Genomic DNA, 24977 nt, shown 5'->3' on the forward strand with positions numbered 1-24977 from the left:
GAACTCCTGGATTGAAGCGTAGGTACCGGCGGGACATGGCGTCCTTGCCGGAAGCCGCACCCCCGGGGCGGCCAAACCAAGATATTCAGTTGTCCCAGCGTCAGGAGCTCATCATCGGGGCTGTCGCCCCGGGATGGTCAGGCATTGGCGGAACCGGTACGGAGACCTTTGGGACCACCAACGCCACCGGGCAGGCAGCCTTGTATGCGTGAGTCTAGGGGCGGACGGGACGCGGCAACGGGAAACGGAAACCATTTCGGGCAGGTGTGTGGGAATCCACAGGGCGCTGACCTGGCATGATCGGCCGGGACATGCCGCATGCGCATGGTGGTGGCCGGTACAACCGGAGCGGACTTCCTGGCGCTTCAGCGCCCGGAAACGGCCCGCACTGTTCCCCGACCGTAGTATTCCGCCAGCCGTTCAAGGCCTTCATCGATCGAGACGGCGGGAGTCCAGTCCAGGAGGCGTTGCGTTTCCCGCTGGTCGAACCAGTGGGCGGTGGACAGCTGCTCGGCGAGGAACCGGGTCATGGGCGGTTCGTCCTGCTGGCCGAGCCTGGGCCAGGCCTTTTCCACCACCATTCCCGCGGCCCGGGCCAGGGTTCCAGGCACGGACCACGACGGCGCGGGCACGCCGCCCGCGGCGCAGATGCCGGCGATCAGTTCGCCCACCGGCCGCGGTTCACCGTTGGTGACAACCAAAGCCCGGCCGTGGATGAAACCCATCCGGTCCAGCGCAGCCACAATCCCGGCCGCAGCGTTGTCCACATAGGTGGTGTCGATGAGCGCGGCGCCGGCGTCCAGCAGCGGCAGCCGGTTCCGTGCCGCCCGTGCCAGCACCCGCTCCACCAGTTGGGTGTCACCGGGCCCCCACACCACGTGGGGCCGCACTGCTGCCCCGCGGAAGTCCGGGCCGTCCGCGGCAAGTGCCTGCAGTTCGGCCTGGGCCTTGGTGCGGGCGTAGTCGCCGTGGGCGCGCTCCGGATCGGCCGGCTCCGCTCCAAGGCCTGCAATGGCGGCACCCGAATTGGCCACCGAGGGCGAGGACACAAAGACCAGGTCCCGGACACCTGCTTCGCGGGCTGCGAGGATCAGCCGGCGGGTGCCCTGCACATTTATGGCCTCGAACTCCCCGGCACTGCCGGTGAAGGACACTTTGGCGGCAAGGTGGATGATGGCTTCCGCGCCCTGGACCGCGGCGGCCACCGCGGCATCATCGGTGAGCGAACCGCACCGGTCCGCCGCGCCGTCGACCCCGGACGGACGCCGCTGGAACGTGCTGACCTCGTGGCCTCTGCGTACCAGCAGGCCTGCCACCTCACGCCCCAGCAGGCCGCTCGCGCCGGTAACCAGGACTTTCATGGCTTCCCCGGACGTCCGCCGGCCAGGACGGACGATGCCCAGCGGGACAACCGGGACCTGTCGATCTTTGCGTTGTGGCGGATATCGGTGGGTTGGGCAGGGACAACCAGGACCGCAGACACGGACACCCCAGCCGCCAGTGCGGCCTGCCGCACCTTTCCTGCGAGTCCGGGGCTCGCCGGGCCTGCCTTGCGGACCGGCGGAAGGGTTTCGACGACGGCGGCGATGGCCTGGGTGCCGGCCGGCCCCACGCCGACGATGGCTGCCATGCTGACGGAGTCCAGGGTTTCGATGGCCCGTTCGGCTCCCACCGGAGTGACCACCGCGCCGGGCGCCGTGATGATGTGCGCCAGCCGCCCCTCCACCCACAGGCGGCCCTCGGCGTCGAAATGGCCCACATCGCCGGTACGGTGCCAGCCGGCCGGTCCTGCGCTGGCCTGGTCCGTAAGCCAAAGCCTGTCGTACCCGTCCTTGACGTGCGGCGCGCTGACCAGGATTTCGCCGGTAACTCCCGCATCGGTGACGGGCTCCGTTCCGGGGGCGGTACCGTCCGCCGCCAACGGAATGACGGCGATGCGGGCGCCGTGGACCGGGCGGCCTACGCAGACGCCGTTGCCGGCCCCCGGTACTGTTCCGGAGCCGGCATCGGCAGCGGCGGCCTTGATCTGTTCCAGGCTGATGTCGGTGACAGGCAAGGCCTCGGTCATGCCATAGGGGGTATGCAGCGAGGCGGCGGGCAGCAGGCGCTGCACCTCGTCAAGGAGCGGTTCGGGAACGGGAGCGCCGGCGGAGAGCAGCAGGTCGACCCGCTTGAGCGCGGCCGCGCCCTCCGGGGTGAGGCCTGCCTGGGAGGCAACGACATTGCGCAGGGCGGCCGGGGAGGCGAAGACCACCGTGGCGTCGATGGCCGCGGCCGCGGCAGCGAGGGCGTGCGCGGTCAGGGTGCGGGGCGCGGTGACATCCATGGCCGGTGTGACGGACACGGCACCCAGAGCTGGTCCCAGCAGTGCGAACGGTGCGAAACCGGCCACCAGCCTGTCGCCGGGCTTGATGCCGAAAGTTCCGGCCACGGTGTCCCGCATGGCGGCAAGCTGCCCGTGGGTGTACTGCACGCCCTTGGCTGGCCCGGTGGAGCCGGACGTGAAAAGTACTGCGGCGGGGGAGCCGGCGGCCGGGGTGAAGGAAGGAGCCGCGCCGGCGTTCCCTGCGCCTGTCCTGGCCAGGGCGGCGAGCGAGGTCTCCACCCCGAGGAGCCGGCGTTGCCCGGCCGGGAGGTCGCGCACGCTGATGCGCCTGGCGGCCCAGCCCAGGGCCCGGGCGGCGGCCAGGGCCTTGTCAATTCCGATCAGGACATCGGGTGTGGCTCCCTTGACCGCCCTGCTAAGGCCTTGGGTGCCCAGGCCGGCGTCGGCCACGACCACCACAGCTCCCAGCCGAAGGCAGGCATACAGGGCAACGGTCAGGTCCACGCCGGGTGGAACCATCAGGCTCACGCGGCTGCCCGTTCCTACCCCGGTCTTCCGGAGTCCGGCAGCAAGGCGGTTAACGCTCTCTTCCAGCTGCTGCCAGGTGAGGGAACGGGCCACCGTGCCGTCCGGTGCCATTTCCACGACGGCGCGCCCGCCGGCGTCCGGTCCGGCGGCCAGCTCCGTGAGGCGCGCCCACAGCGGTGTGAAGCCGTCACCGGCGGCCGGAGAGCTCTTGGCAACAGCGCTGTCCCCGGCCCGTGTGACGTTGGTGGCCAGCCAGTCGAAGACGGGGGTGGCGATGTCCCGGTCCTCGGCCACCAGGTGTCCGGCGCCCTCGTAACGGTGGACGTCGGCGTGCGGAAGCCGGGTGAGGAGGTCCTTGAGGTAGCGGTCGGAGAAGATCGGATCCCGCGGGCCCCACAGCATCAGGGCAGGTACCTCAAGGCTGCGCAGGCCTTCCGCTACACCGGTGAGCGCGGCGAAGCTGGGATGGGATGCGTCCACGGGAATGTCGGCTACGAAATTTCCGACCCCGGCACGCCGGGACGCTCCGCGGTATGGAGCCATATAAGCGTTCCGGATATCGGCGGGCAGCGCAGGGTGTGCCAGGGAGTGCGTCACCCGCAGGAAGGTGCCGGTGGTGGTGGTTCCCCACCGGTGCACGGCCGGATGCAGTGCCAGGCGCAGTGCCGCAGGGATGCTGGAGCCTGCCGGCTGGTGGACCGCGGTGTTGGTTAGGACGACGCCGGCGAGCCGGTCACGGTGGGCCAGCGCCCAGCCCAGGCTGACCACCCCGCCCCAGTCGTGGCCCACGGACACCACCGGACCCGCCAGGTCCAGCGCGTCAATCAGATCGCCGAGATCATTGATCCTGTCCGCCAGGCGGCGGAAGCTCCCGGTGCGCTCGGAGAACCCCATGTCCAGCTGGTCCACGGCCACCACCCGCCACGGATGGGCGGGATCCGATCCCGCGGCCAGCAGGCTGCGCCACAGGTAGGACCATGTGGGGTTGCCGTGCACGCACAGCAGGGTCCCCCGTGGAACCAGGCCGCGGCGGGCCAGTTCTTCCCCGTTGTCCAGCAGGTGCCAGCGGCGCACCGTGCCGGGTGCGTCAACGCCTGAGGTGGAAGGCACATCGATTTCGCGCGACCACTCGGCGTTGACGCCCGGCCAGTCGACGATCACCAAACGATTTCCAGCATTGCGGTGTTCAAGCCGGAACCGACGCCCATGCACAGGACCCTGTCGCCGCTTCCCAGCGACTGCGCCTCGGCGGCGAGCGTCATGGGAAGCGACGCCGGTCCCACGTTGCCCCAGTGCGGGAACGTGATGGGCACCTTGTCCGGGTCCAGGTCGATCGCATCGATGATGGCCTGGGTATAGGCGTTGCTGACCTGGTGGGTGACGTAGCGGTCCATCGCGGCCCAGTCCCATTCGGGTTGGGCTTCATGCCATGCGTCGACGACGAGCCGGAGGCCGCCGTCGAGCAGACCTTTTGTGTCAGTGGTCATGCCGTCAATGCCGCCCACGCACAGCTCGTGGTGCTCGGTGCCGGCGCGCATCACGCCGCCCACCACCCGGTGTGCGCCCGGGTGCTCGTCGGCGGGCCCCAGGACGGCGGCGGCGGCCCCGGATCCCAAGGTCAGCGTGGCGAACTCCCGGTTGAAGTCCTCGCGCGTTGTCTCGGGCCGCTGCAGCCGTGCCAGGGTGGCCTCCTGGGTCAGCTGGGCATCCTCGCCGTTGACAATGACGGCGTACTTTATCTGGCCGGAGTCGATCATGTTGGCTGCCAGGGTGAGGGCGTTCACGAAGCCCAGGCAGGCGTTGGCGAGGTCGAAGTTCATGGCCGACGACGGCAGGCTGAGGCTGTGGTGGATCTTCACCGCCACGGAGGGCTCAAGGTTGCGCCGGGTCACCGAGGTGTTGATCAGCAGTCCGACATCGGACGCTTCGATGCCGGCTTCAGCGAGGGCCTTGGCGCCGGCTTCCACCGCGGCATCGTCGAACGACGTGCCGGGGGCCCACCAGCGGCGGTGGGTGATTCCCGCCACACGCTCCAGCAGTCGCGGCGGAAATTTGAGGCGCTGCAGGGTTGATGCCAGCCGGTGGTCAAAGTCCGTGGAGCTCACAATCCTGGGAGCCTCGACGCTGCTCACCGAGAGCAGCGCGGTGTTGCTGTGGCGGAAGGTTGCATTACCTGCCAATTCAAGCCCCTCTTCATTTTCGTCCCGCAGTCCTGCGGTGACTGTACCCACTTCTGCGCAGGCTCAAGAGCTTAACTATGCCTTTGCCGGGCCGGAACATGCATATCCACCCGTCCCGCCCGCGCCGGTGTCCGGGTGCTGCTGCCGGGAAATGTCGGTCCCGCGCAGTAGATTGTAGTGAGCCGGTTCCAGCAAAATGCCCTACCCGCTCCAGGAGACCAGAAAAGCCTTGCACCTCAAAAGCCTCACCGTCCGGGGGTTCAAGTCCTTTGCCTCTGCGACCACCTTCGACTTCGAACCCGGCGTCACCGCCGTCGTTGGTCCCAATGGATCCGGGAAGTCCAACGTGGTGGATGCACTGGCATGGGTCATGGGCGAACAGGGCGCCAAGACGCTGCGCGGCGGCAAAATGGAGGATGTCATTTTTGCCGGGACGTCGGGGCGTCCTCCGCTGGGCCGCGCCCATGTGTCGCTGACCATCGACAACACCGACGGCGCACTCCCCATCGAATACAGCGAAGTGACGATCTCGCGGACGCTGTTCCGGACGGGCGGATCCGAATATGCCATCAACGGTGCCGGCTGCCGCCTGCTGGACATCCAGGAACTGCTCTCCGATTCCGGGCTGGGCCGGGAAATGCACGTCATCGTGGGCCAGGGCCAGCTGGACCGCGTCCTGCACGCCACGCCCGAGGACCGCCGCGGCTTCATCGAGGAGGCGGCGGGGATCCTCAAGCACCGGCGGCGCAAGGAACGGACGGTCCGGAAACTCGAGGCCATGCAGGCCAACCTGCAGCGGCTCACCGATCTCACCGGCGAGATCCGGCGGCAGCTCACCCCCTTGGGGAAGCAGGCTGAGGTGGCCCGCCGCGCCCAGCGCGTCCAGTTCGACGTCCGGGACGCCCGCGCGCGCCTGCTCGCCGACGACCTCGTCCAGCTGCAGCAGGCCCTCGAACAGGATGTGGCGGACGAAGCCGCGCTTAAGGCGCGCCGGACCGCCGTCGAACAGGAACTTGAGGCCGGGCGGCGGCAGCAGGCAACCCTGGAGCAGCGTGCCGCCGAGGCCACTCCGCGGCTCAATGCCGCGCGGGATACCTGGTACCGGCTGTCCACGGCACGTGAGCGGCTGAGGTCCCTCGGTTCCCTTGCCACGGAACGGAGCCGCCTGCTGGGCTCGGAGGACACCGCGCCGGCTTCCGGGCGGGACCCCGAACAACTGGAGCGCCAGGCAGCCAGGGTGCGGCAGGAGCTGGCTGAACTCGAACAGGACATCCAGGCCAGGCGCGCCGCGCTGGATGCCGCCAGCGCAGCAAAGACAGACGCCGAACGGGCTGCGCAGGCAGAAGACCAGCGGCTTACCGCGCAGCTCCGTGCCGCCGCCGACCGTCGGGAAGGCCTTGCGCGCCTGGCCGGGCAGGTTGCCGCGGCAAGGTCCCGGGTGGAGTCTGCCCAGGCGGAGCTGGGACGGCTGCGCGAATCGCTTGCCGCTGGAACCGAACGCCGTGCCCGCGCCCAGGCTGAGTTCACGGCCCTGGAAAACCAGGTGGCCGGCGTGGAGGAAGGTGAGGAATCACTGGACGCTGACTATGAGGCAGCCAGCGACGCCCTGGACGCGGTCCTTGGAGAAATCGCGGACCTCAAAGCGGCCGTCAACGAAGGGGTCCGCAAGCGGGATGCGCTGGCGGCGCGCCTGGATGCGCTGAAGCTTGGCCTTGACCGCAAGGACGGCGCCAGGCACGTGCTCGAATCCGGGATCCCCGGCGTGCTGGAGAGCCTTGCTGCCGGGATCACCGTCCAGCCGGGCTTCGAGCCGGCTGTTGCCGCTGCCCTCGGTGAGGCGTCCGAGGCCGTGCTCGTCCGGGACCGGGACGCGGCAGCCGCCGTGCTGGAACGCCTCAAGGAGGACGACGCCGGGCGGGCGTCCTTGCTCCTCGCCTCGGCCCACGCCCTGCAGGCCGACAACGAAGCACACGAGCCGCTTCCGGACGGGGCGCAGTGGGCGGCTGACCTCGTGGACGGGCCTGCGGAGCACGTTGCCCTGGTCCGGCACCTGCTGTCCCGGACCGCCGTCGTCACCGGCATCGAGGCCGCGACCGCCCTGGTTGCTTCGGTTCCCTCGCTGACTGCCGTCACCCGGGATGGGGACGTCTTCACCGCCGTCTCCGCCACGGGCGGCTCTGCCAAGGCGCCGTCCCTCCTGGAGGTCCAGGCGGCAGTGGACGACGCCGGCCGCGGACTGTCGGCGGTCACCGCGGACCTTGAACGGAACAGGTTCGCCCTGGCCGCCGCCGAGGCCCGGCGGAAGGGGGCGCAGGAGGAAGCGGACGCTGCCCTGGACAAGCTGCACGACTCCGACGCCCGTCTCGCCGCCGTGGCTGAGCGGCTGGGCCACCTGAATTCAGTCCTGCGCAGCGCCGTGGGGGAGAGCGAGCGGCTGGCCGCCTCGCTGGCCAGGGCCGAAGGCAACGTCGCGGCCGAGGAAGAAGCGCTCGCGGCCGTCGCTGCCCGGTTGGCGGCGGCTCAGGAGGCCCCCATGGAGGAAGAGCCTTCGCCGGCGCAGCGCGACGCCCTGGCCGGTGCCGCCTCCGCCGCCCGCGCGGCCGAGGTGGAAGCGCGCCTGTCCCTGCGCAGCGCCGAAGAACAGTTGGTGGCTACCGGCAACCGGGTGGCGTCCCTGGAGCGCGCCGCCGCCACCGAACGCCGCGCCCGCGAGGAAGCGGCGGAGCGCGCCCGGCGCCGGCGCATCCAGGCCCGGCGCGCGGCGGCCGTGTCCGCGGGAGTCGAGCAGGCCCTTGCCTATGTGGACGTGTCGGTGGACCTTGCCCGGCACGAGCGTGACCTCGCCGAGGAAAACCGCGAGCAGCGTGACCGGGGGCTCCGGGATATCCGGGAAGCCAATGATGCCCTGGCCCGGGAACTGGCCCAACTCACCGACTCCGTCCACCGGGACGAACTCGCCCGGGCCCAGCAGCTCGCCCGGATCGAGGCGGTGGAAAGCCGCTCCGTGGACGAACTCGGCATCACCCCTGAAGCGCTGGTCAACGAATTCGGGCCGCACGTCCCGGTGCCTGTTCCGGCGGAGGAATCAGGAGACAAGTGGGCTGCCCTCCGCGCCCCGGTCGATGCGGACGGGGAGGAAATCAGGGACGGCAAGCCCTACGTCCGGCAGGAGCAGGAGAAACGGCTGCGGAAGGCGGAGCGGGACCTGGCCAGCCTGGGCAAGGTTAACCCCCTGGCGCTGGAGGAATTCGCGGCTCTTGAGGAGCGGCACCAGTTCCTCAGCACCCAGCTTGAGGATTTGAAGGCCAGCCGCCGTGATCTGCTGGACATCATCAAGGAGGTGGATGACAGGGTCCAGCGCGTCTTTGCCGAAGCCTTCCAGGACACCCAGGCCCAGTTCGTCCGCGTTTTCGAGCGTCTCTTTCCCGGCGGCGAGGGCCGCCTGGTCCTGACCGACCCCGCGGACATGCTCACCACCGGCATCGAGGTGGAGGCACGTCCCGCGGGCAAGAAGATCAAGCGGTTGTCCCTGCTCTCCGGCGGCGAACGCTCGCTGACCGCAGTGGCGCTGCTGGTGGCCATCTTCAAGGCCCGGCCCTCGCCGTTCTACGTCATGGACGAGGTGGAGGCGGCACTGGATGACACCAACCTTGGGCGGCTCATCACCATCTTTGAGGAACTCCGGGAATCCAGCCAGCTCATCGTCATCACGCACCAGAAGCGGACCATGGAAGTGGCCGACGCCCTGTACGGGGTCACCATGAGGGGCGACGGCGTTTCCACCGTCATCAGCCAGCGGCTCGGGGCTGAGGTATAGCGGCAGGTCAGGCCCGTGAAGGGCGCCGGAACCGGGCAAGGCGTTTGTGAGAAGCTAGGGGAGTGAATGACATCCTTCCCATTGTCCTGTCCATTCTTGTTGCGCTGGTGGTCATCGGCGGCCTGATCCCGGTCCTGCTCAAGACCCGGCGGAACGTCACCCGCTACCCCGGTACCAGGGATGCCAACGACCCCGAAATCCGCCCCGGTGGAGGCACTGCGGTAGCGGACCGCGAAGGGACCATTGAGGGCAAGGCGCCGGAGGGCGCGGACCTCGAGGAGCTGGACACCACCACCGTTCCGGACAATGCGGCCGGGCTGGAAACCATTCGCGTCGAAACCCCGCTGCCCGTCGCCGGCCGCCTGGCCCGCCTGCGGGAGCGCCTGGCCCGCTCCAACAACGTCATGGGCAAGGGCCTGCTGGCGCTGCTGTCCAGCGACCGGATCGACGAAAGCGTCTGGGATGAAGTAGAGGAAACCCTCCTGCTCGCGGACCTGGGAACCGAACCCACCATGCAGCTGGTTGACGCCCTCCGGGAGCGCGTCAAGGTCCTGGGCACCCGCACTCCGGAACACGTCAAGACCATGCTCCGGGAAGAACTCATCAAGCTGGTGGACCCCACCATGGACCGCAGCCTCAACGTCCAGCGGCATGCCGACAAGCCCGCCGTGATGATGGTGGTGGGCGTCAACGGCGTGGGGAAGACCACCACCGTGGGCAAGCTGGCCCGCGTGCTGGTTGCCGAGGACAAGGATGTCCTGTTGGGCGCCGCAGACACCTTCCGCGCCGCTGCCGCCGAGCAGTTGGCCACCTGGGGCCAGCGCGTAGGCGTTCCCACCGTAAAGTCCGACATCGACGGCGCCGATCCCGCCTCGGTTGCCTACGAGGCAGTCAAGGCCGGGATCGAGCAGGAAGTCGATGTGGTCATGATCGACACCGCCGGGCGTCTCCAGAACAAAGTGGGCCTGATGGACGAACTGGGCAAGGTCAAGCGCGTCGTGGAAAAGCTGGCCGAGGTGGATGAGGTCCTCCTGGTGCTCGATGCCACCACCGGACAGAACGGCCTGAACCAGGCCCGGGTCTTCTCTGAGGTGGTCAACATCACCGGCATCGTGCTGACCAAGCTGGACGGAACCGCTAAGGGCGGCATCGTCGTCGCCATCCAGAAAACCCTGGGTGTTCCCGTCAAGCTCATCGGGCTGGGCGAAGGTGCGGACGACCTCGCCCCCTTTGATACCGAAGGATTTGTTGACGCCCTGCTGAACTGACGCCTTTCGGCGCACGCGGGCGCCCGGACGTGCCGGGGCGCTCCGCGCCGCAGCCTAGTTGGCTGGGGTGCGGAGCGTTTCGCGGGTGGGCAGCCAGCCGGCAGCCGCAAGGAGCATCGCTGCACCCGTCACGCCAAAGGCCCAGCCGAATCCCAGCCCATCCGCCAGCATCCCCGCCACGAGCGGGCCAACGATCGCCCCGACGTCGGACATCATCTGGTACACAGCCAGCACCTTGCCGCCTGACCGACCGTTGCCGATGACGTCAGCCACGGCGGCCTGCTGGGCAGGACCGAAAAGGCCTGACCCGACCCCGGCGAGCGTCGACGCTGCAAGGAACCAGGGGAGGTTCGCTGTGACGCCGATGGCCGCCGTGGAGAGCGCGGCCACCACCAGACCGGACAACATCATGGGTTTGCGACCCACCGAGTCCGCCAACCGTCCCGAAAAAGTCAGTGCCGCGGCGTTTCCGGCGGCGAAAACCGCCAGTGCAAGGCCCGCCGCCTGCGGTCCCGCTCCGAAGGCCGCCGCCGCGAACAGCGGCACCGTTGCCATCCGGACGCCAAAGGTGGCCCACCCGTTGGCAAAGCTGGAGATCAGGGCGGAGCGGTAGGTTCCCGCGGCCAACGCGTCGCCAAAGCGCATGTCCGGGGCGCGGTCCCGTGCCTCGGCTCCTCCCCGCCGCTGGTGGCTCAGCTGGGTCTGGACCACGAACGCAGCCACCAGCAGTGCCGCGGCGTAGGCGAGGAAGGGGACCCGCAGGCCCAGTCCCGCCAGCAGCCCGCCCACAATCGGGCCGCAGACGTTTCCAATGAGGAACGCCGACGCGTAGGCCCCCGACACCCTGCCCCTGCTCTGGGGCGGCGCCAGCCGGACCACCAGGGCCATGGATGCCACCGTGAACATCACCGACCCGGCCCCGCCCAGCCCGCGGAACAGCAACAGCTGCCAGTAGTCCTGCGCAAAGGCGCATGCCGCCGTGGACAGTGCCACGATCAGCAGCCCGGCGACGTAGATGGGACGTTCGCCGCGCTTGCCGATCAGGGCGCCCCCGGCCGGGGCGAATGCCAGCCGCATGAAGGCGAAGATGGCCACAATGACCGCAGCCTCGGTGTTTCCCACCCCAAACGTTGTGGCGAACTGCGGCAATACCGGCGCAACAAGCCCGAAGCCAAGCGCGATGAGGAACGCCGCGGCCAGCATCACCTTGATGTCACGGGGGAGCTTTTTCCGCTGCGGCCTTAGCCGCGCCAAAAACCTCGAAGTGGCGCCGCTTGCGCGGGGTGGAGCCGTCATGGTGCAGGTGTCCTTGCTGGAAAGGGAGCCGGGTGGCTGCGCGGGTGCGGAAACATAACCGTAACAAGGCGGATATGCACCATTTACTTCCTAGAGGTTGTTGTAACAGGCTGGCAATCTAAATCCTCCGCGGGCGAAACACGCCGCCCACAGACTCTTTACAGGACGCAAAAGGCGTTGGCAGGCGGAGTACTCCGCAAGATTCGATGAGAGAGGACGTGCACCATGGAACTTACCGCAGGTCACGTTTGGGTCATGGTAGCGGCAGCCCTGGTGCTGTTCATGACACCCGGTCTGGCATTTTTCTACGGCGGCATGACCCGCGCCAAGGCAGCCCTGAACATGATGATGATGAGCTTCATCTCCATCGGCATGGTGGGCGTTGTCTGGGTGCTGTGGGGCGCTTCCATGAGCTCCGGGGAAGGGTTCATGGAAATTGTGGGCAACCCGTTCGCCACATTCGGCCTCGAGGGCATCAACACCCCTGACGGCCTGATCAAGGTGGGCTACGCGGCCACCTTCGCCATCATCACCGTGGCACTGATCAGCGGCGCCATCGCCGACCGCGCCAAGTTCGGCGCGTGGTCCGTCTTCGTTCCCGTTTGGGTCACGCTGGTGTACTGCCCGCTGGCCTACATGGTGTGGGGCGGCGGTCTCTTCGGCCCCGAAGGGGCAATCGGCAAGGCCCTGGGGCCGGCCATCGACTTCGCCGGCGGCACCGTGGTCCACATCAACGCAGGTGTTGCGGCGCTGATCCTGGTCCTGATCATCGGCAACCGGAAGGGCTTCGGCAAGGACCCCAACCACCGCCCGCACAACATCCCGTTCGTCATGCTCGGTGCAGCCATCCTGTGGTTCGGCTGGTTCGGCTTCAACGGCGGCGCAGCAACCACCGCCGAACAGGGCGGCCTCATCTGGGTCAACACCCTCGCTGCCCCGGCAGCAGCCATGCTCGGCTGGCTCGTCACCGAACGCATCCGCGACGGCCACCCCACCTCCCTGGGTGCCGCATCCGGCGTCGTGGCCGGCCTCGTCGCCATCACCCCCGCCTGTGCCAACGTCAGCCCGGTGGGTGCCCTTGGCCTGGGCGTCGTGGCCGGCGTCGCCTCAGCCCTCGCCGTTGGCCTGAAGTTCCGCTGGGGCTTTGACGACTCCCTGGACGTCGTCGGCGTGCACCTTGTCTCCGGCATCATCGGCACCGTGGCGCTGGGCTTCATCGCACTGCCCACCGACGGTGTTGGCGGCGGCCTCTTCTACGGTGGCGGCCTCACCCAGCTCTGGGCACAGCTCGCTGCAGCCGGCATCGCCATCGCCTACTCGGCAGTCCTGACGGCCATCATTGCGCTGGCCATCCACAAGACCATGGGCTTCCGCGTCTCGCAGGAACAGGAAACGGTGGGTGTGGACCTCAGCCTGCACGCCGAGACTGCCTACGAGTTCGGCCTCAGTGGCCACGGTGGCAGCTTCCAGCCGCTGCACGACATGATCACCGGCAAGGGCCACGGCGAAACGGTCCAGGCATCATCCGGTGCACAACAGGCACAGCCGGCAACAGGTAAGGAAAGCGTGGGGGCATGAGACTGATCACTGCAATCGTCAGGCCGGAAAAGCTCGAAGCCATCAGGGAAGGGCTGGAAGCCTACGGTGTCCAGGGCCTGACCGTCAGCGCGGCCAGCGGCTACGGCCGGCAACGGGGCTACACGGAGGTCTACCGCGGCGCGGAGTACAACGTGGACCTCCTGCCCAAGATCCGGGTGGAAGTCCTGGCCACGGACGAGCAGGCCGACGACATCCTGGACGTGATCATTGCCAGTTCCAATACCGGCCGGGCGGGCGACGGCAAGGTCTGGACCATGGACGTCCATGAAGCAGTGCGGGTCCGGACCGGCGAACGCGGAGTGGCCGCCATCTAAGGCAGCAACAGCGGTTCCTGCGGGGACAACCGGACACTGATGCAGGACGGGCGGGAACCGAAAGGTTCCCGCCCGTCCTGTCTGTCGTTGGGGCTCAGTCCTTGTGGCGGTTGGTGGGCCAGGACGCGGGGCCGGCCGACCCGGCGTCGTACTCCTCCAGCGGGACCTTGCCCTGTCCCCAGGCCTTGAGCACGGGCTCGACAATCCGCCAGCAGTCCTCGGCAGTATCGCTCCGGACGGACAGCAGCGGGTCACCGTTCAGGACTCCTTCCAGCACTTCACCGTACGGCAGGAGGTCTGAGGCGCTCAGTTCGGCCTCCAGGGTGACCCTGCCCAGGCTGAAGATGTTCCCGGGACCGTTGACGTCCACGTCGAATTCCAGCGTGTCCGGGCCGAAGCCGATCCGCAGCTGGTTGGGGGAGTCCACCCCGGTGAAACCCTGGGGAAGGTGGGGCACCGGGAGGAAGGTAACCACAGCTTCCTTGCGCTTGTCGCCCAATGCCTTGCCTGAACGCAGGATGAAGGGGACGCCCCGCCAGCGCCAGTTGTCAATGTCCACCTTGATCTCGGCGAGGGTTTCCGTGCCCCGGGCGGCGTCCACACCGTCTTCTTTGGCGTAGTCGGGCACCTGCTTGCCTGCCACCGATCCCGCCGTGTAGCGGGCCCTCCGCGAGTCGGTGACCGGATCCTTGACACTGCTGGCGCGGAGCACGGCGGAGACCGCATCGCGCAGGTCGCGTTCGCCGATGGTGGCCGGCGGCTCGATCGCCATGATGGCCATGACCTGCAGGAGGTGGCTTTGGATCATGTCCCGGAGGGCGCCGGCACCGTCGTAGTAGCGGGCACGGCCCTCCAGCGCCAGGTCCTCGTCGAAGAAGATTTCCACCTTTTCCACGTGCTGCCGGTTCCACACGGGCTCCAGGAAGTTGTTGGCGAACCGCAGGCCCAGGATGTTCAGGACCGTGGCCTTGCCCAGGAAATGGTCCACCCGGTGGATATGGTCCTCCGGGACCAGGCGGCCCAGCGTCCGGTTCAGCGAGCGGGCGGACTCCTCGCTGGAACCGAACGGCTTCTCCATGACCAGCCGGGTGCCCTCGGGAACCTCCTGGGGCTGGAGCGTCTCGCAGGCCAGCTGGCTGATCCGGGGCGGAAGGGCGAAGTAGACTGCAACCGGCCCCTGCAGCCCGCCCAGCAGCGAAGCAAGCGCTCCCTTCTCCGTGACATCCACCTGATGGTAAGCGGTCTCCTTCTCCATGGACTCCAGGGCGTCCTTCCCCGCATCACCTGCTGCACCTGCTGCAGCGGCGAAAGAGGAATGCACCCGCTCCCGCCACTGCTCCGGCGTCCATGGATCAGAACCCGCGCCCACCAGGCTGAGTCCCTCCGCCCGGCCTGCGGCCACAAGGCGGGCAAGGCCCGGCAGGAGAAGCCGGCCGGTCAGGTCGCCCGAGGCGCCGAGGATGAGCAGGGTCTTGACAGTTGTTTGGCTCGTCATTTTGCCAGCATGCCACCTACCGGGCCCGACTTGATACCCTAAGTAGTCGAGTCCCGATCATCTCCTGAAAGAAGTTCACGGCGCGTGTTCAATTCACTCTCTGACCGGTTGACAGCAACCTTCAAGAATCTCCGCGGCAAGGGCCGCCTGACTGAGGCCGATGTCGATGCCACCGTCCGCGAGATCCGCCGTGCCCTTTTGGACGCCGACGTCGCCGTTCCGGTGGTGCGCGAATTCACCGGCCGCGTCCGCGAACGCGCGCTGGGTGCCGAGGTTTCAGCTGCGCTGAACCCCAGCCAGCAGATCGTCAAGATCGTCAATGAGGAACTTGTTGAGATCCTCGGCGGCGAAACGCGGCGGATCCGGCTGGCCAAGAACGGCCCCACCGTGATCATGCTGGCCGGCCTCCAGGGTGCGGGCAAGACCACCCTCGCCGGCAAATTGTCCAAGTGGCTCAAGGCCCAGGGCCACAGCCCCATGCTGGTGGCGTGCGACCTGCAGCGTCCCAACGCCGTCACCCAGCTTCAGGTAGTGGGCCAGCGCGCCAACGTCCCGGTCTTCGCACCGCACCCGGGAGCCACTTCCACTGAGCTGGACCAACCCGCCGGTGACCCGGTGGCCGTGGCCCGCGCCGGTGTGGAGGAAGCGCGCCAGAAGCTGCATGATGTGGTAATCGTCGACACCGCCGGCCGCCTGGGCGTGGACGCGGACATGATGGAACAGGCCCGCCAGATCCGCCGGGCCATCGTCCCGAACGAAGTCCTGTTCGTGATCGACTCCATGATCGGCCAGGACGCCGTGAACACGGCCCTTGCCTTCGACGAAGGCGTGAACTTCACGGGCATCGTGCTCTCCAAGCTCGACGGCGACGCCCGCGGTGGTGCCGCGCTGTCCGTTGCGTCGGTCACCGGCAAACCGGTGATGTTCGCTTCCACCGGCGAGGGCCTGGACGACTTCGAACTCTTCCACCCGGACCGGATGGCCTCGCGCATCCTGGACATGGGCGACATCCTCACGCTCATCGAACAGGCAGAGAAGGCCTGGGACAAGGATGAAGCTGCCCGGATGGCGAAGAAGTTCGCCGACCAGGAAGATTTCACCCTCGAGGACTTCCTGGCCCAGATGCAGCAGATCCGCAATATGGGCTCCATGAAGAAGATGCTCATGATGATGCCGGGCGCGCAGAACATCAGGCAGCAGCTGGAGCAGTTCGACGAGCGGGAGATTGACCGCGTCGAGGCGATCGTCCGGTCCATGACCCCCCACGAGCGGCTGGCACCGAAGATCATCAACGGCTCGCGCAGGGCCCGTATTGCCCGTGGTTCAGGTGTGCACGTGTCCGAGGTCAACGGCCTGCTGGAGCGCTTCGCCCAGGCCCAGAAGATGATGAAGAAAATGGCGCAGGGCGGCATGCCGGGAATGCCCGGGATGCCGGGGCTTCCCGGAGCCGGCGGCGGTGCGCGGAAGAACGCGAAGAACGCACCCAAGAAGAAGCCGAAGTCGGGAAACCCGGCCAAGGCTGCGCAGGAACGCAAGGAGGCGGAAGCCCGCCGGGCCAACGCCGCGAAGGCCCTGCCCACCGGTTCTGCTTTCGGCCAGCAGGGCGGCGACTTCGACCCGTCCTCGCTGAACCTTCCCAAGGGCTTCGATAAGTTCCTGGGCAAGTAGCGCCATCCCGCCCGCAACCAGCGCCAGGTGTCCGACTTGATTGCCCAAGCCGACACCTGGCGCTCGTTCGTTGGGATGCAGGCACCGTGGAATAGGGTTGGGACATGTTCAAGCAGAGGGTAGCGTTCGTGCACGGCGCCGGAACTTTCGGTGCCGCCGCGTGGCCCCGCCAGCACGGTATGGCGCTGGCCTATGACGCACTGTTCCTGCGGCGGCACGGCTACGATGCCAGCGCAGAGGCGCAGGAGTCATCCTTTGCGGAAGACACCGCCATCATTCTGCGCTCCCTGGCCGATGATGGCCGCGGTGCCACCGGAGGGCACGTTGTGGCACACGCCCAGGGCGCCATCGCCGCGATGATGGCCGCCGTGGAGCGGCCGGACCTGGTCTTCTCGCTGACCCTGGTGGAGCCGGCCTGCCTTTCCCTCACCGCTGAGTTGCTGGCCACGGCGGCGCATATCAGCCTGATGCAGCCCCTTTTCGACGTCCGGCATCAGCTCAGCGACGAAGACTTCCAGCGCGAATTCGTCCGCCGGGCCTTCGCCACGGACCTCCAGCAGCCGGCCACGGCCGAGGAGAAGCGGTCGGCCCGCAGGCTGCGCCTCCAGGCACCGTCCTGGGAAGCTCCCCTGCACATCGTTCCGGGGGTCCCCACCCTGGTGCTCACAGGCGGGTGGGAGCCGCTCTACGAGGAGATAGCGGGGTACCTCCGGGAGACCGGTGCCCTGCACCGCGTTGCCGCGGGAGGGCACCGGCCCCAGGACTCCCTGGACGGGGACCAGGCCATCCGCCAGTTCATCAGCGGGGTCAGCCGGAGCCAGCCGGCCCGGGCGTCCTAGCCGCCGGCAGCAACTTTCGGCTCAGGCAGGTACACCTTGCCGCCCTTGGCCAGGAACTCCTGGCTCTTCGCCCGCATGCCGGAAGCCATATCCGCAAGGGCCGCCTGCGAGTCTGCCGACCCGTACTCGTCCCGGATGTCCTGGCTGATCCGCATCGAGCAGAACTTCGGGCCGCACATGGAGCAGAAGTGTGCCGTCTTGGCCGGTTCTGCGGGGAGCGTCTCGTCGTGGAAGGCCTCCGCGGTCACTGGATCCAATGACAACGCGAACTGGTCGCGCCAGCGGAACTCGAACCGTGCCTTGGACAACGCATCATCGCGCTCATGCGCTCCGGGGTGGCCCTTGGCCAGGTCTGCGGCGTGCGCTGCGATCTTGTAGGTGATCACACCGGTTTTCACGTCGTCCTTATTGGGCAGGCCCAGGTGTTCCTTGGGCGTGACGTAGCAGAGCATGGCCGTGCCGTACCGCGCGATTTCGGTGGCGCCAATGGCCGAGGTGATGTGGTCGTAGCCGGGGGCGATGTCCGTCACCAGGGGCCCCAGGGTATAGAAGGGCGCACCCTTGCACAGCTCCTGCTGCCGTTCCACGTTCTCGCGGACCAGGTGGAAGGGAACGTGGCCAGGCCCTTCCACCATTACCTGGACGTCGTACTCCCAGGCCCGCTGCGTCAGCTCGGCAAGGGTGTCCAGCTCGGCGAACTGGGCGGCGTCATTGGCGTCCGCCGTGGAACCGGGGCGGAGGCCGTCACCCAGGGAAAAGGCGACGTCGTATTTGGCGAAGATTTCACACAGCTCGTCGAAGTGCGTGTATAGGAAGTTCTCCTGGTGGTGGGCCAGGCACCAGCCGGCCATGATGGAGCCGCCGCGGGAGACGATGCCGGTGACGCGGTTGGCGGTGAGCGGCACATACCGCAGCAGCACGCCCGCATGGATGGTCATGTAGTCCACGCCCTGTTCGCACTGTTCGATCACGGTGTCCCGGAAGATCTCCCAGGTGAGCGCGTTGGCTTCGCCGTTGACCTTTTCCAGTGCCTGGTAGATCGGCACGGTTCCAATCGGGACGGGGGAGTTGCGGATGATCCACTCCCGGGTGGTGTGGATGTCGTCTCCGGTGGAGAGGTCCATGACGGTGTCGGCGCCCCACTGGGTGGCCCACTGCAGCTTGTCCACTTCCTCCGCGATGGAGCTGGTGACGGCGGAGTTGCCGATGTTTGCGTTGATCTTCACCAGGAAGGCCTTGCCGATGATCATTGGCTCGGATTCGGGATGGTTGATGTTGTTGGGAATGATGGCGCGGCCGGCTGCCACTTCGCTGCGCACCAGTTCCACATCGCAGTTTTCGCGCAGCGCCACGAACCGCATTTCCTGCGTGATGATGCCCTGCCGGGCGTAGTGCATCTGTGTCACTGTCCGGCCGTCGACGGCGCGGCGGGGCACCGGCTGCGCTCCTTTCCACTCCGCGGAGGCAGCGCCGCGGCGCACCGCCGAGCGTCCGTCGTCGAGCAGGTTGCGTTCGCGGCCGCCGTACGCTTCGGTGTCCGCCCTGGCCGCGATCCAGCCTGATCGGAAAGGATCCAGGCCACGGACGGGGTCGCTGCCGGGGCCGGCGGTCCGGTAGGTCCGGAACGGTGGGTTCACCTCCCCGCTGGGGGACGGATCCAGGGCGATTTCGGTCACGGGCACACGGATCCCGGCCGCCTCGTCCGCAAGGTAGGCGAGGGAATGCGACGTCAGAGACTGGGTCACCGGCGGCACCAACGTGCCGCTTGGCTCCCCGGCGGACGGCAGGAGGGCAGGGTTCAACTGGGTGTTTTGCGTACTCAAGGGAATACTCACTTCCTTCGCCGGCATTACCCGGACAGGTTCAACGGTCGCAGGCTGCGTCAGCCCGATCTCAGCCCCTGCAAGGGCACCCGTGTGGTCAGGAACGAAGCTACCACAGGCCCCTGGAGGGGCCTTGTCACATTGGCGGTGCTAGCCTGACCGGGCATCGAAAGGAACCCTATGGCAGACATCATCCACTTCCGCGGGCCCGTCCTCACCGCACCTGGCAAGGTGCGGCAGGGGCTCTGGTCCGTGGACGGCAGGCTCACCTTCAGCAGGCCCGCGGCTGCTCCGGACCTGATGCTGGACGGCTGGGTCATGCCGGGCTTCGTTGACGCCCACTGCCATATCGGCCTGGGCCCGGTGGAGCCCGCGGACGCCAGGGAACAGGCGCAGGCGGACCTCAATGCCGGAACCCTCCTGGTCCGGGACGCGGGCTCGCCGGCAGATACCCGCTGGATGCAGGGTGGCAGGGACTTCCCCGTCTTGATCCGGGCCGGTCGACATATTGCGCGGACGCGCCGCTACCTGCGCAGCTTCGCCGAGGAAGTGGAGCCGGAGGGCCTGGTGGCGGCCGTCCGCAGGCAGGCGCGCGACGGCGACGGCTGGGTCAAGCTCGTGGGGGACTGGATTGACCGCAGCGCCGGCGACCTGGCACCGTCGTTCCCTGCCGCCGTCGTACGCGATGCCGTCCGGGCGGCGCACGACGAAGGCGCCCGGGTGACGGCACACTGCTTCGCCGAAGACACCCTGGACCAGGTGCTGGACGCGGGCATTGACTGCGTCGAGCACGCCACCGGGCTCCTGCCCCGGCACGTGCCCCGGTTCGTGGAGCAGGGCGTGCCGATCGTGCCCACGCTCATCAACATCGCCACCTTCCCCGACATTGCCGCCCAGGCGGAGCCCAAGTTCCCGCGCTATGCCGCCCATATGCGCGCCCTCTGGGAACGCAGGCTGGAGCGGGTGGCGGAAGCCTATGCCGCCGGCGTGCGCATCTTCGCCGGAACCGATGCCGGCAGCGTGATCCGGCACGGCAGGATCACGGACGAAATCCTCGCCCTGCACGGCGCCGGCCTGCCCATGGAGGCTGCATTGGACGCCGCCTGCTGGGCAGCACGTTCGTGGCTGGGAGCGGAAGGGCTGGATGAGGGGGCCCGCGCCGACGTCGTCATCTGCAAGGAGGATCCGCGGGCAGTACCGGACACCATTACGGCCCTGGAGCACGTGGTGCTGGGCGGGCGGATCATTCGCTGAATCCAGCGCCCGGGACTTGGAATAAATTGAAGCTTCAAGTAATTTTAATATGTGACAGGCCGCCAATGGGACGGCCGCCAATGCTAGGAGCCTTCAATGACCGCATCAGCCAGCAGCCAGGATCTTCTTCCTGCCGACCTCGCCATGGGCACCGTGATGCTCAAGGTGGGCGACATGAAGGTCATGACTGACTACTACCAGCGTGCGCTGGGCCTTGAGGTGGTGGCTGAGCAGGACGGCGGGCTCTACCTCGGCCGGCTGGGCAGGCCGTTGGTCCATCTCGCGCCGGCTCCCGGACTGCACCTTCCCGGCAGGGGAGAGGCGGGGCTGTTCCACACCGCGCTGCTGTTCGAGGACCAGGCCTCCCTCGCCGCCACCGTCGCCACCGCCGCCCAGTACGAGCCACGCGCCTTCACCGGCAGCGCCGACCACCTGGTCAGCGAGGCCTTCTACTTCACCGACCCCGAAGGCAACGGCATCGAACTTTACTGGGACCGCCCGCGCAGCAACTGGTCCTGGAATGGAAGCGATGTGGTCATGGACAGCCTGGCCCTGCCGCCGCAGCGCTACCTTGAGCAGTACCTCACTGAGGAGTCCCTGGAAGGCCAGCGGCAGACGGCGGCCGGCGTGGGCCACGTCCACCTCCAGGTGGGCGACGTGCAGACCGCCCGCGACTTCTACGTGGGAACCCTCGGGTTCGAAAAGACCGCGGGCTGGCACGGGCAGGCGCTCTTCGTCTCCGCAGGCCGCTACCACCACCACATGGCCATGAATGTTTGGAACAGTCGCGGCGCAGGGCCGCGCAAGGACACCCTTGGGCTGGGTGAGGTACTGATCGAGGTTCCGTCAGGGGACGACGTCGGCGCCTTGACTGACCGACTCAAGGTTGCCGGGGTGCCGGCCCACCACACGGGCGCGGAACTTCGGTTCGAAGATCCCTGGCGCAACCGGATCCGCGTCGCCGTCCGCTGATTGATGCCGCAGCGTCCGCCACGGCGGGGACGCCGGCGGGTGTGCGCCCGCCGGCCCGCAACTACTAGGCTGATTCCGTACGGCCGGGCGGCAGGCAGCGCCCGGCGCGCTCCGCCAACGGAAGAAGGGCACCAGCCATGGGCTTCACCGAAATCTTTGTCGCCACCCATGAGGCCGCGCTGAAGCGCGCCGGCAACCTTGATGCAGGACGCGGCTCTGCGGACGGCGCGGCGGCCGGCCAGTCCGTGCGGATCCAGGGCATCAGCGACTTTGAGGTGGAGCAGCTCGGCGATCTCGCCGGGATCGCCGTCCATGCCGGGGGAGCGGACTACGAATTGACCATGGTGGACGTCGCCAGCGACTCCCTCCTGGCCGTGCCGCCGGCCATGGTCCGCGCCCTGGCCGACCTGCTTACCTACGAAACCGAAGGTGACGGCAACGTCCTTGATGACGTAGCCGAACAATGGGCCGCCCAGGAAGACATGCCGTTTGGTGCCGCCCAGGCGCGGACCTACGTGCAGCAGCTTGCAGAGCTTGCGGCCGGACTCAACGAGTCGGAGCGGACGGGGCTGTACGTCTGGTCCGCTTGACCCTCCGGGCCCGCAAGGCTCCTCCATGCGGGCAACCGGCAGCCTTCCGGCCGTGCGCGGCGCCACGCAGGGTGCCGCCAAGTCGAAATAAGTGCGCTCATCTGGCACAATAAACAGGTACTCGATCTGCGTGGCCCCTCTCTCCGCGTCCGGATCCTGTCCTTTGAGCCCGCAAGTATGGCCCGCCCCACGGGTGCAGAAAGCCGGGTTCACCCCTTTTCTGAAACAGGAGTGACCACAAAAGTGGCCGTAAAGATTCGCCTTAAGCGCTTCGGCAAGATGCGCGCCCCGTACTACCGCATCGTCGTCGCGGACTCACGCACCAAGCGTGACGGCCGCGCCATCGAGGAAATCGGCAAGTACCACCCCACCGAAGAGCCCTCGTTCATCGAGGTCAACTCCGAGCGTGCACAGTACTGGCTCTCCGTCGGCGCCCAGCCGTCCGAGCAGGTTGCCGCCATCCTGAAGATCACCGGTGACTGGCAGAAGTTCAAGGGCCTGCCGGGCCAGGAAGGCACCCTCAAGACCAAGGTCGCGAAGGAAGCTTTCGTTGCCCCGGAGAAGGGCTCGGTCATCATCCCGGAAGCCATCACCAAGAAGGCTTCCAAGTCTGACGCTGCCGAGGCTCCGGCCGACGCCGAAGCTGAGACCACCGAGGCTGAGTAACTTGCTGGCAGAAGCGCTGGAGCACCTGGTCCGCGGAATCGTTGATTCCCCGGACGACGTCAAGGTCAGTTCGAAGAGCAACCGCCGCGGGGACACCCTCGAGGTGCGTGTTCACCAGGACGACCTCGGACGGGTGATCGGCCGCCAGGGCCGCACGGCACGCGCACTGCGCACCGTGGTAGCTGCACTGGCCGGCGGCGAACCGGTAAGGGTCGACGTCGTCGACACCGACCGCCGCCGCTGAGCGCTCGGCAACACCAGTTTTCGCTCCGGCCCCTCCACCATCAGGTGGAGGGGCCGGAGTTCTTTCACAGCAGGGTGCTTTCAGTTGAAACACCCCAACCCGGAACAGAGGAACAGATGCAGCTTCAGGTGGCACGGATTGGCAAGCCGCACGGCATTCGTGGGGAAGTCACCGTCCAGGTGTTGACCGACGCCCCGGAGGACAGGTTTGTCCCCGGAACCGAGTTCGTGGTTGAGCCTGCGGCGTCAGGTCCCCTGACCGTCAGCAGTGCCCGCTGGAACAAGGACATCCTGCTGCTCGGTTTTGAGGAGATAGCGGACCGGAACCAGGCCGAGACCCTCCGCGGAGCCAAGCTCTTCATCGAGACCGAAGAGCTGGACGAGGACGACGACGAGGGCTGGTATGAACACGAGTTGGTCGGCCTTGAAGCCCGCGTCGGGTCCCAGGTGGTGGGCAAGGTGTCAGCGCTGAACACCATGCCCGTCCAGGACCTGCTGGTGGTCACCACCCCGGCCGGCGACGAGATCCTGATCCCGTTCGTGGAGCAGATCGTTCCCGAGGTGAACATCGAGGACGGCTTCATTCTCCTCACCCCGCCGGACGGTCTCTTCGCTGTCAACGCGGACGACGCCGCTGCACCGGAAGCCGAAGGCAGCGACTAGATGCGGATCGACGTCGTCAGCATCTTCCCCGAATACCTTGCCCCGCTTGAACTCTCGCTGATCGGCAAGGCCCGCCAGGACGGCATCCTGGACCTGCACGTCCACGACCTGCGCAGCTTCACCACCGACAAGCACCGTTCCGTTGACGACACCCCTTACGGCGGTGGCGCCGGCATGGTCATGAAACCCGAGCCCTGGGCGCAGGCCCTTTCGGCGGTGGCCGACGGCCGCCCGGACCCGGACCGCAGGCCCGTACTGATTGTCCCCTCGCCGGCAGGCGAACGGTTCACCCAGGCCCTTGCCTACGAACTGGCCGAGGAACAGCACCTCGCATTTGCGTGCGGGCGGTACGAGGGCATCGATGAGCGGGTCATTGAGTGGGCTCAGGAGCACTTCACCGTCCGGCCCGTCAGCCTGGGTGACTACGTCCTCAATGGCGGGGAAGTGGCGGTCCTGGCCATGGTGGAGGCCATCGGCCGCCTGCTGCCCGGCGTGGTGGGCAACCCCGAATCACTGGTGGAGGAATCCCATTCCGATGGGCTGCTGGAGTATCCGGTCTACACCAAGCCCTCCGTCTGGCGGGACCGGGAGGTGCCCCCGGTGCTCCTCAGCGGCAACCACGGCAAAATCGCGCAGTGGCGCCGCCATGAACAGTACCGCCGGACCGCGCAGCGCCGTCCGGACCTCCTGGAAGGGTTCGACGCCGGCAAACTTCCGCGTGCAGACCGCACAGAGCTGCACAACCTGGGCTACGACGTCGTGAACGGCACGCTTGCCCGCCGCCCCGGCACGGCAGGCGAACAACAGGATTAGCGCCGGCGAATTGGCGTAACACAGCCGCTGTGGCAAAATTAACCCTTGTGTCTGCTGGGTCCGCACCTGCCACAGGGGGTAGCGCGGCCAACAGCTGGGCAACCGGCCCCATCAATCCTTGAAGCGGCCGGAGACTTTACTTCGGCGGTGAGACCCCGGCCTGCACTCCAGCAGCCGGACTTGCCTGCCGTGACCCAAAGTGAATGACCTGTGGCGTTCACCAGGAGTGCAATCATGCATATTCTCGACTCCGTCGATGCAGCCTCGCTGCGCAACGATGTTCCCGCCTTCCGCGCGGGTGACACCCTCAAGGTGCACGTGAACATCATCGAAGGCAAGAACACCCGTGTCCAGGTCTTCCAGGGCTTCGTCCTGGGCCGCCAGGGCGATGGCGTGCGCGAAACCTTCACCGTCCGCAAGGTTTCCTTCGGTGTTGGCGTGGAGCGCACCTTCCCGGTGCACTCCCCGATCATCGAAAAGATCGAGGTTGTCACCAAGGGTGACGTCCGCCGTGCCAAGCTGTACTACATGCGTGCACTGCGCGGCAAGGCCGCCAAGATCAAGGAAAAGCGCGACTTCAGCTCCGCCAAGTAAGTCCGTTCCGGATTTACCGTCAGGCTGGA

21 protein-coding genes and 1 riboswitch are annotated in these 24977 nt (G+C 67.5%); of the genes, 15 read left to right on the plus strand and 6 right to left on the minus strand.

The features are described from left to right. Positions 1-89 precede the first annotated feature (89 nt). Positions 90-212, plus strand: coding sequence for a hypothetical protein (locus HNO81_RS20285; protein WP_256398412.1), 123 nt, complete (start codon positions 90-92; stop codon positions 210-212). Between the two features lie 153 nt (positions 213-365). Here the strand turns inward: HNO81_RS20285 and HNO81_RS03410 are convergent, their stop codons facing one another. From HNO81_RS03410 to HNO81_RS03420, 3 genes are read right to left on the minus strand one after another with little or no spacing between them, the layout of a single operon-like run. Further along, the gene (locus tag HNO81_RS03410; RefSeq protein WP_175316708.1) at positions 366-1361 is read right to left on the minus strand and encodes an NAD(P)-dependent oxidoreductase; all 996 of its coding nucleotides are present in this window, start codon (positions 1359-1361) and stop codon (positions 366-368) included. Further along, the gene (locus HNO81_RS03415; protein WP_175316709.1) at positions 1358-4018 is read right to left on the minus strand and encodes an alpha/beta fold hydrolase; all 2661 of its coding nucleotides are present in this window, start codon (positions 4016-4018) and stop codon (positions 1358-1360) included. The genes HNO81_RS03410 and HNO81_RS03415 overlap by 4 nt, the downstream gene beginning before the upstream one ends. Then, positions 4012-5034, minus strand: a complete 1023-nt coding sequence (locus tag HNO81_RS03420) for a 3-oxoacyl-ACP synthase III (RefSeq protein ID WP_175316710.1) — start codon at positions 5032-5034, stop codon at positions 4012-4014. The genes HNO81_RS03415 and HNO81_RS03420 overlap by 7 nt, the downstream gene beginning before the upstream one ends. 229 nt (positions 5035-5263) lie before the next feature. On the opposite strand from HNO81_RS03420, the gene smc reads away from it, so the two are divergent. Continuing rightward, on the plus strand, positions 5264-8851 hold the full coding sequence (gene smc / locus HNO81_RS03425; protein ID WP_175316711.1) for a chromosome segregation protein SMC: 3588 nt from the start codon (positions 5264-5266) through the stop codon (positions 8849-8851). A gap of 62 nt (positions 8852-8913) precedes the next feature. Then, positions 8914-10119 carry a signal recognition particle-docking protein FtsY gene (gene ftsY / locus HNO81_RS03430; protein ID WP_175316712.1) on the plus strand — a complete coding sequence of 402 codons (1206 nt, stop codon included), beginning with the start codon at positions 8914-8916 and terminating at the stop codon, positions 10117-10119. A gap of 54 nt (positions 10120-10173) precedes the next feature. On the opposite strand, the gene HNO81_RS03435 is transcribed toward ftsY, so the two are convergent. Continuing rightward, positions 10174-11415 (minus strand): MFS transporter, encoded by a 1242-nt coding sequence (locus HNO81_RS03435; protein ID WP_175316713.1) that lies wholly within the window; start codon positions 11413-11415, stop codon positions 10174-10176. 225 nt (positions 11416-11640) lie between these two features. On the opposite strand from HNO81_RS03435, the gene HNO81_RS03440 reads away from it, so the two are divergent. Together HNO81_RS03440 and HNO81_RS03445 are read left to right on the plus strand one after the other, a co-directional pair. Further along, a complete protein-coding gene (locus HNO81_RS03440) occupies positions 11641-12993 on the plus strand; it encodes an ammonium transporter (protein WP_175316714.1) in 1353 nt (450 codons plus the stop codon). Then, positions 12990-13328 (plus strand): P-II family nitrogen regulator, encoded by a 339-nt coding sequence (locus HNO81_RS03445; protein WP_175316715.1) that lies wholly within the window; start codon positions 12990-12992, stop codon positions 13326-13328. The genes HNO81_RS03440 and HNO81_RS03445 overlap by 4 nt, the downstream gene beginning before the upstream one ends. A gap of 94 nt (positions 13329-13422) precedes the next feature. On the opposite strand, the gene HNO81_RS03450 is transcribed toward HNO81_RS03445, so the two are convergent. Next, on the minus strand, positions 13423-14823 hold the full coding sequence (locus tag HNO81_RS03450) for a glucose-6-phosphate dehydrogenase (RefSeq protein ID WP_175316716.1): 1401 nt from the start codon (positions 14821-14823) through the stop codon (positions 13423-13425). An 84-nt stretch (positions 14824-14907) separates the two neighbouring features. On the opposite strand from HNO81_RS03450, the gene ffh reads away from it, so the two are divergent. Together ffh and HNO81_RS03460 are read left to right on the plus strand one after the other, a co-directional pair. Next, positions 14908-16491, plus strand: a complete 1584-nt coding sequence (ffh, locus tag HNO81_RS03455) for a signal recognition particle protein (protein ID WP_175316717.1) — start codon at positions 14908-14910, stop codon at positions 16489-16491. Between the two features lie 104 nt (positions 16492-16595). Next, positions 16596-17330, plus strand: coding sequence for an alpha/beta fold hydrolase (locus HNO81_RS03460; RefSeq protein WP_175316718.1), 735 nt, complete (start codon positions 16596-16598; stop codon positions 17328-17330). Here HNO81_RS03460 and thiC read toward each other — a convergent pair. Next, positions 17327-19153: a phosphomethylpyrimidine synthase ThiC gene (gene thiC / locus HNO81_RS03465; RefSeq protein ID WP_371818149.1), complete on the minus strand. Its 1827-nt coding sequence runs from the start codon at positions 19151-19153 to the stop codon at positions 17327-17329. The genes HNO81_RS03460 and thiC overlap by 4 nt on opposite strands. Further along, positions 19149-19256, minus strand: a riboswitch (TPP riboswitch). (Overlaps the previous gene by 5 nt.) 77 nt (positions 19257-19333) lie before the next feature. Between thiC and HNO81_RS03470 the strand changes: the two genes are divergently transcribed. From HNO81_RS03470 to rplS, 8 genes are all read left to right on the plus strand, one after another. Further along, complete coding sequence (locus HNO81_RS03470) at positions 19334-20407, plus strand: amidohydrolase family protein (RefSeq protein WP_175316719.1); 1074 nt, start codon at positions 19334-19336, stop codon at positions 20405-20407. Positions 20408-20503: 96 nt separating this feature from the next. Further along, positions 20504-21379, plus strand: a complete 876-nt coding sequence (locus HNO81_RS03475; RefSeq protein ID WP_175316720.1) for a VOC family protein — start codon at positions 20504-20506, stop codon at positions 21377-21379. Positions 21380-21516: 137 nt separating this feature from the next. Beyond that, positions 21517-21969, plus strand: a complete 453-nt coding sequence (locus HNO81_RS03480; RefSeq protein WP_175316721.1) for a hypothetical protein — start codon at positions 21517-21519, stop codon at positions 21967-21969. A gap of 243 nt (positions 21970-22212) precedes the next feature. After that, positions 22213-22635 carry a 30S ribosomal protein S16 gene (gene rpsP, locus HNO81_RS03485; RefSeq protein WP_018768286.1) on the plus strand — a complete coding sequence of 141 codons (423 nt, stop codon included), beginning with the start codon at positions 22213-22215 and terminating at the stop codon, positions 22633-22635. 1 nt (position 22636) lies between these two features. Continuing rightward, entirely contained in the window at positions 22637-22879 is a 243-nt protein-coding gene (locus tag HNO81_RS03490; protein ID WP_013601399.1) for an RNA-binding protein, read from the plus strand. Between the two features lie 116 nt (positions 22880-22995). Further along, a complete protein-coding gene (rimM, locus tag HNO81_RS03495; RefSeq protein ID WP_175316722.1) occupies positions 22996-23541 on the plus strand; it encodes a ribosome maturation factor RimM in 546 nt (181 codons plus the stop codon). Then, positions 23542-24354: a tRNA (guanosine(37)-N1)-methyltransferase TrmD gene (gene trmD, locus HNO81_RS03500; protein WP_175316723.1), complete on the plus strand. Its 813-nt coding sequence runs from the start codon at positions 23542-23544 to the stop codon at positions 24352-24354. A 234-nt stretch (positions 24355-24588) separates the two neighbouring features. Continuing rightward, positions 24589-24948 (plus strand): 50S ribosomal protein L19, encoded by a 360-nt coding sequence (gene rplS, locus HNO81_RS03505; RefSeq protein ID WP_175316724.1) that lies wholly within the window; start codon positions 24589-24591, stop codon positions 24946-24948. The last annotated feature ends 29 nt before the right edge of the window (positions 24949-24977 follow it).

This window comes from Pseudarthrobacter sp. C4D7, from assembly GCF_013359725.1.
Classification (GTDB): domain Bacteria; phylum Actinomycetota; class Actinomycetes; order Actinomycetales; family Micrococcaceae; genus Arthrobacter.

Coding starts and splice junctions, on each gene's coding strand:
- rimM (WP_175316722.1), top strand. CDS start 22,996: ATGCAGCTTCAGGTGGCACGGATTGGCAAGCCGCACGGCATTCGTGGG.
- HNO81_RS03470 (WP_175316719.1), top strand. CDS start 19,334: ATGGCAGACATCATCCACTTCCGCGGGCCCGTCCTCACCGCACCTGGC.
- HNO81_RS03440 (WP_175316714.1), top strand. CDS start 11,641: ATGGAACTTACCGCAGGTCACGTTTGGGTCATGGTAGCGGCAGCCCTG.
- HNO81_RS03435 (WP_175316713.1), bottom strand. CDS start 11,415: ATGACGGCTCCACCCCGCGCAAGCGGCGCCACTTCGAGGTTTTTGGCG.
- HNO81_RS03450 (WP_175316716.1), bottom strand. CDS start 14,823: ATGACGAGCCAAACAACTGTCAAGACCCTGCTCATCCTCGGCGCCTCG.
- HNO81_RS03445 (WP_175316715.1), top strand. CDS start 12,990: ATGAGACTGATCACTGCAATCGTCAGGCCGGAAAAGCTCGAAGCCATC.
- HNO81_RS03475 (WP_175316720.1), top strand. CDS start 20,504: ATGACCGCATCAGCCAGCAGCCAGGATCTTCTTCCTGCCGACCTCGCC.
- trmD (WP_175316723.1), top strand. CDS start 23,542: ATGCGGATCGACGTCGTCAGCATCTTCCCCGAATACCTTGCCCCGCTT.
- HNO81_RS03460 (WP_175316718.1), top strand. CDS start 16,596: ATGTTCAAGCAGAGGGTAGCGTTCGTGCACGGCGCCGGAACTTTCGGT.
- HNO81_RS03480 (WP_175316721.1), top strand. CDS start 21,517: ATGGGCTTCACCGAAATCTTTGTCGCCACCCATGAGGCCGCGCTGAAG.
- rplS (WP_175316724.1), top strand. CDS start 24,589: ATGCATATTCTCGACTCCGTCGATGCAGCCTCGCTGCGCAACGATGTT.
- HNO81_RS03410 (WP_175316708.1), bottom strand. CDS start 1,361: ATGAAAGTCCTGGTTACCGGCGCGAGCGGCCTGCTGGGGCGTGAGGTG.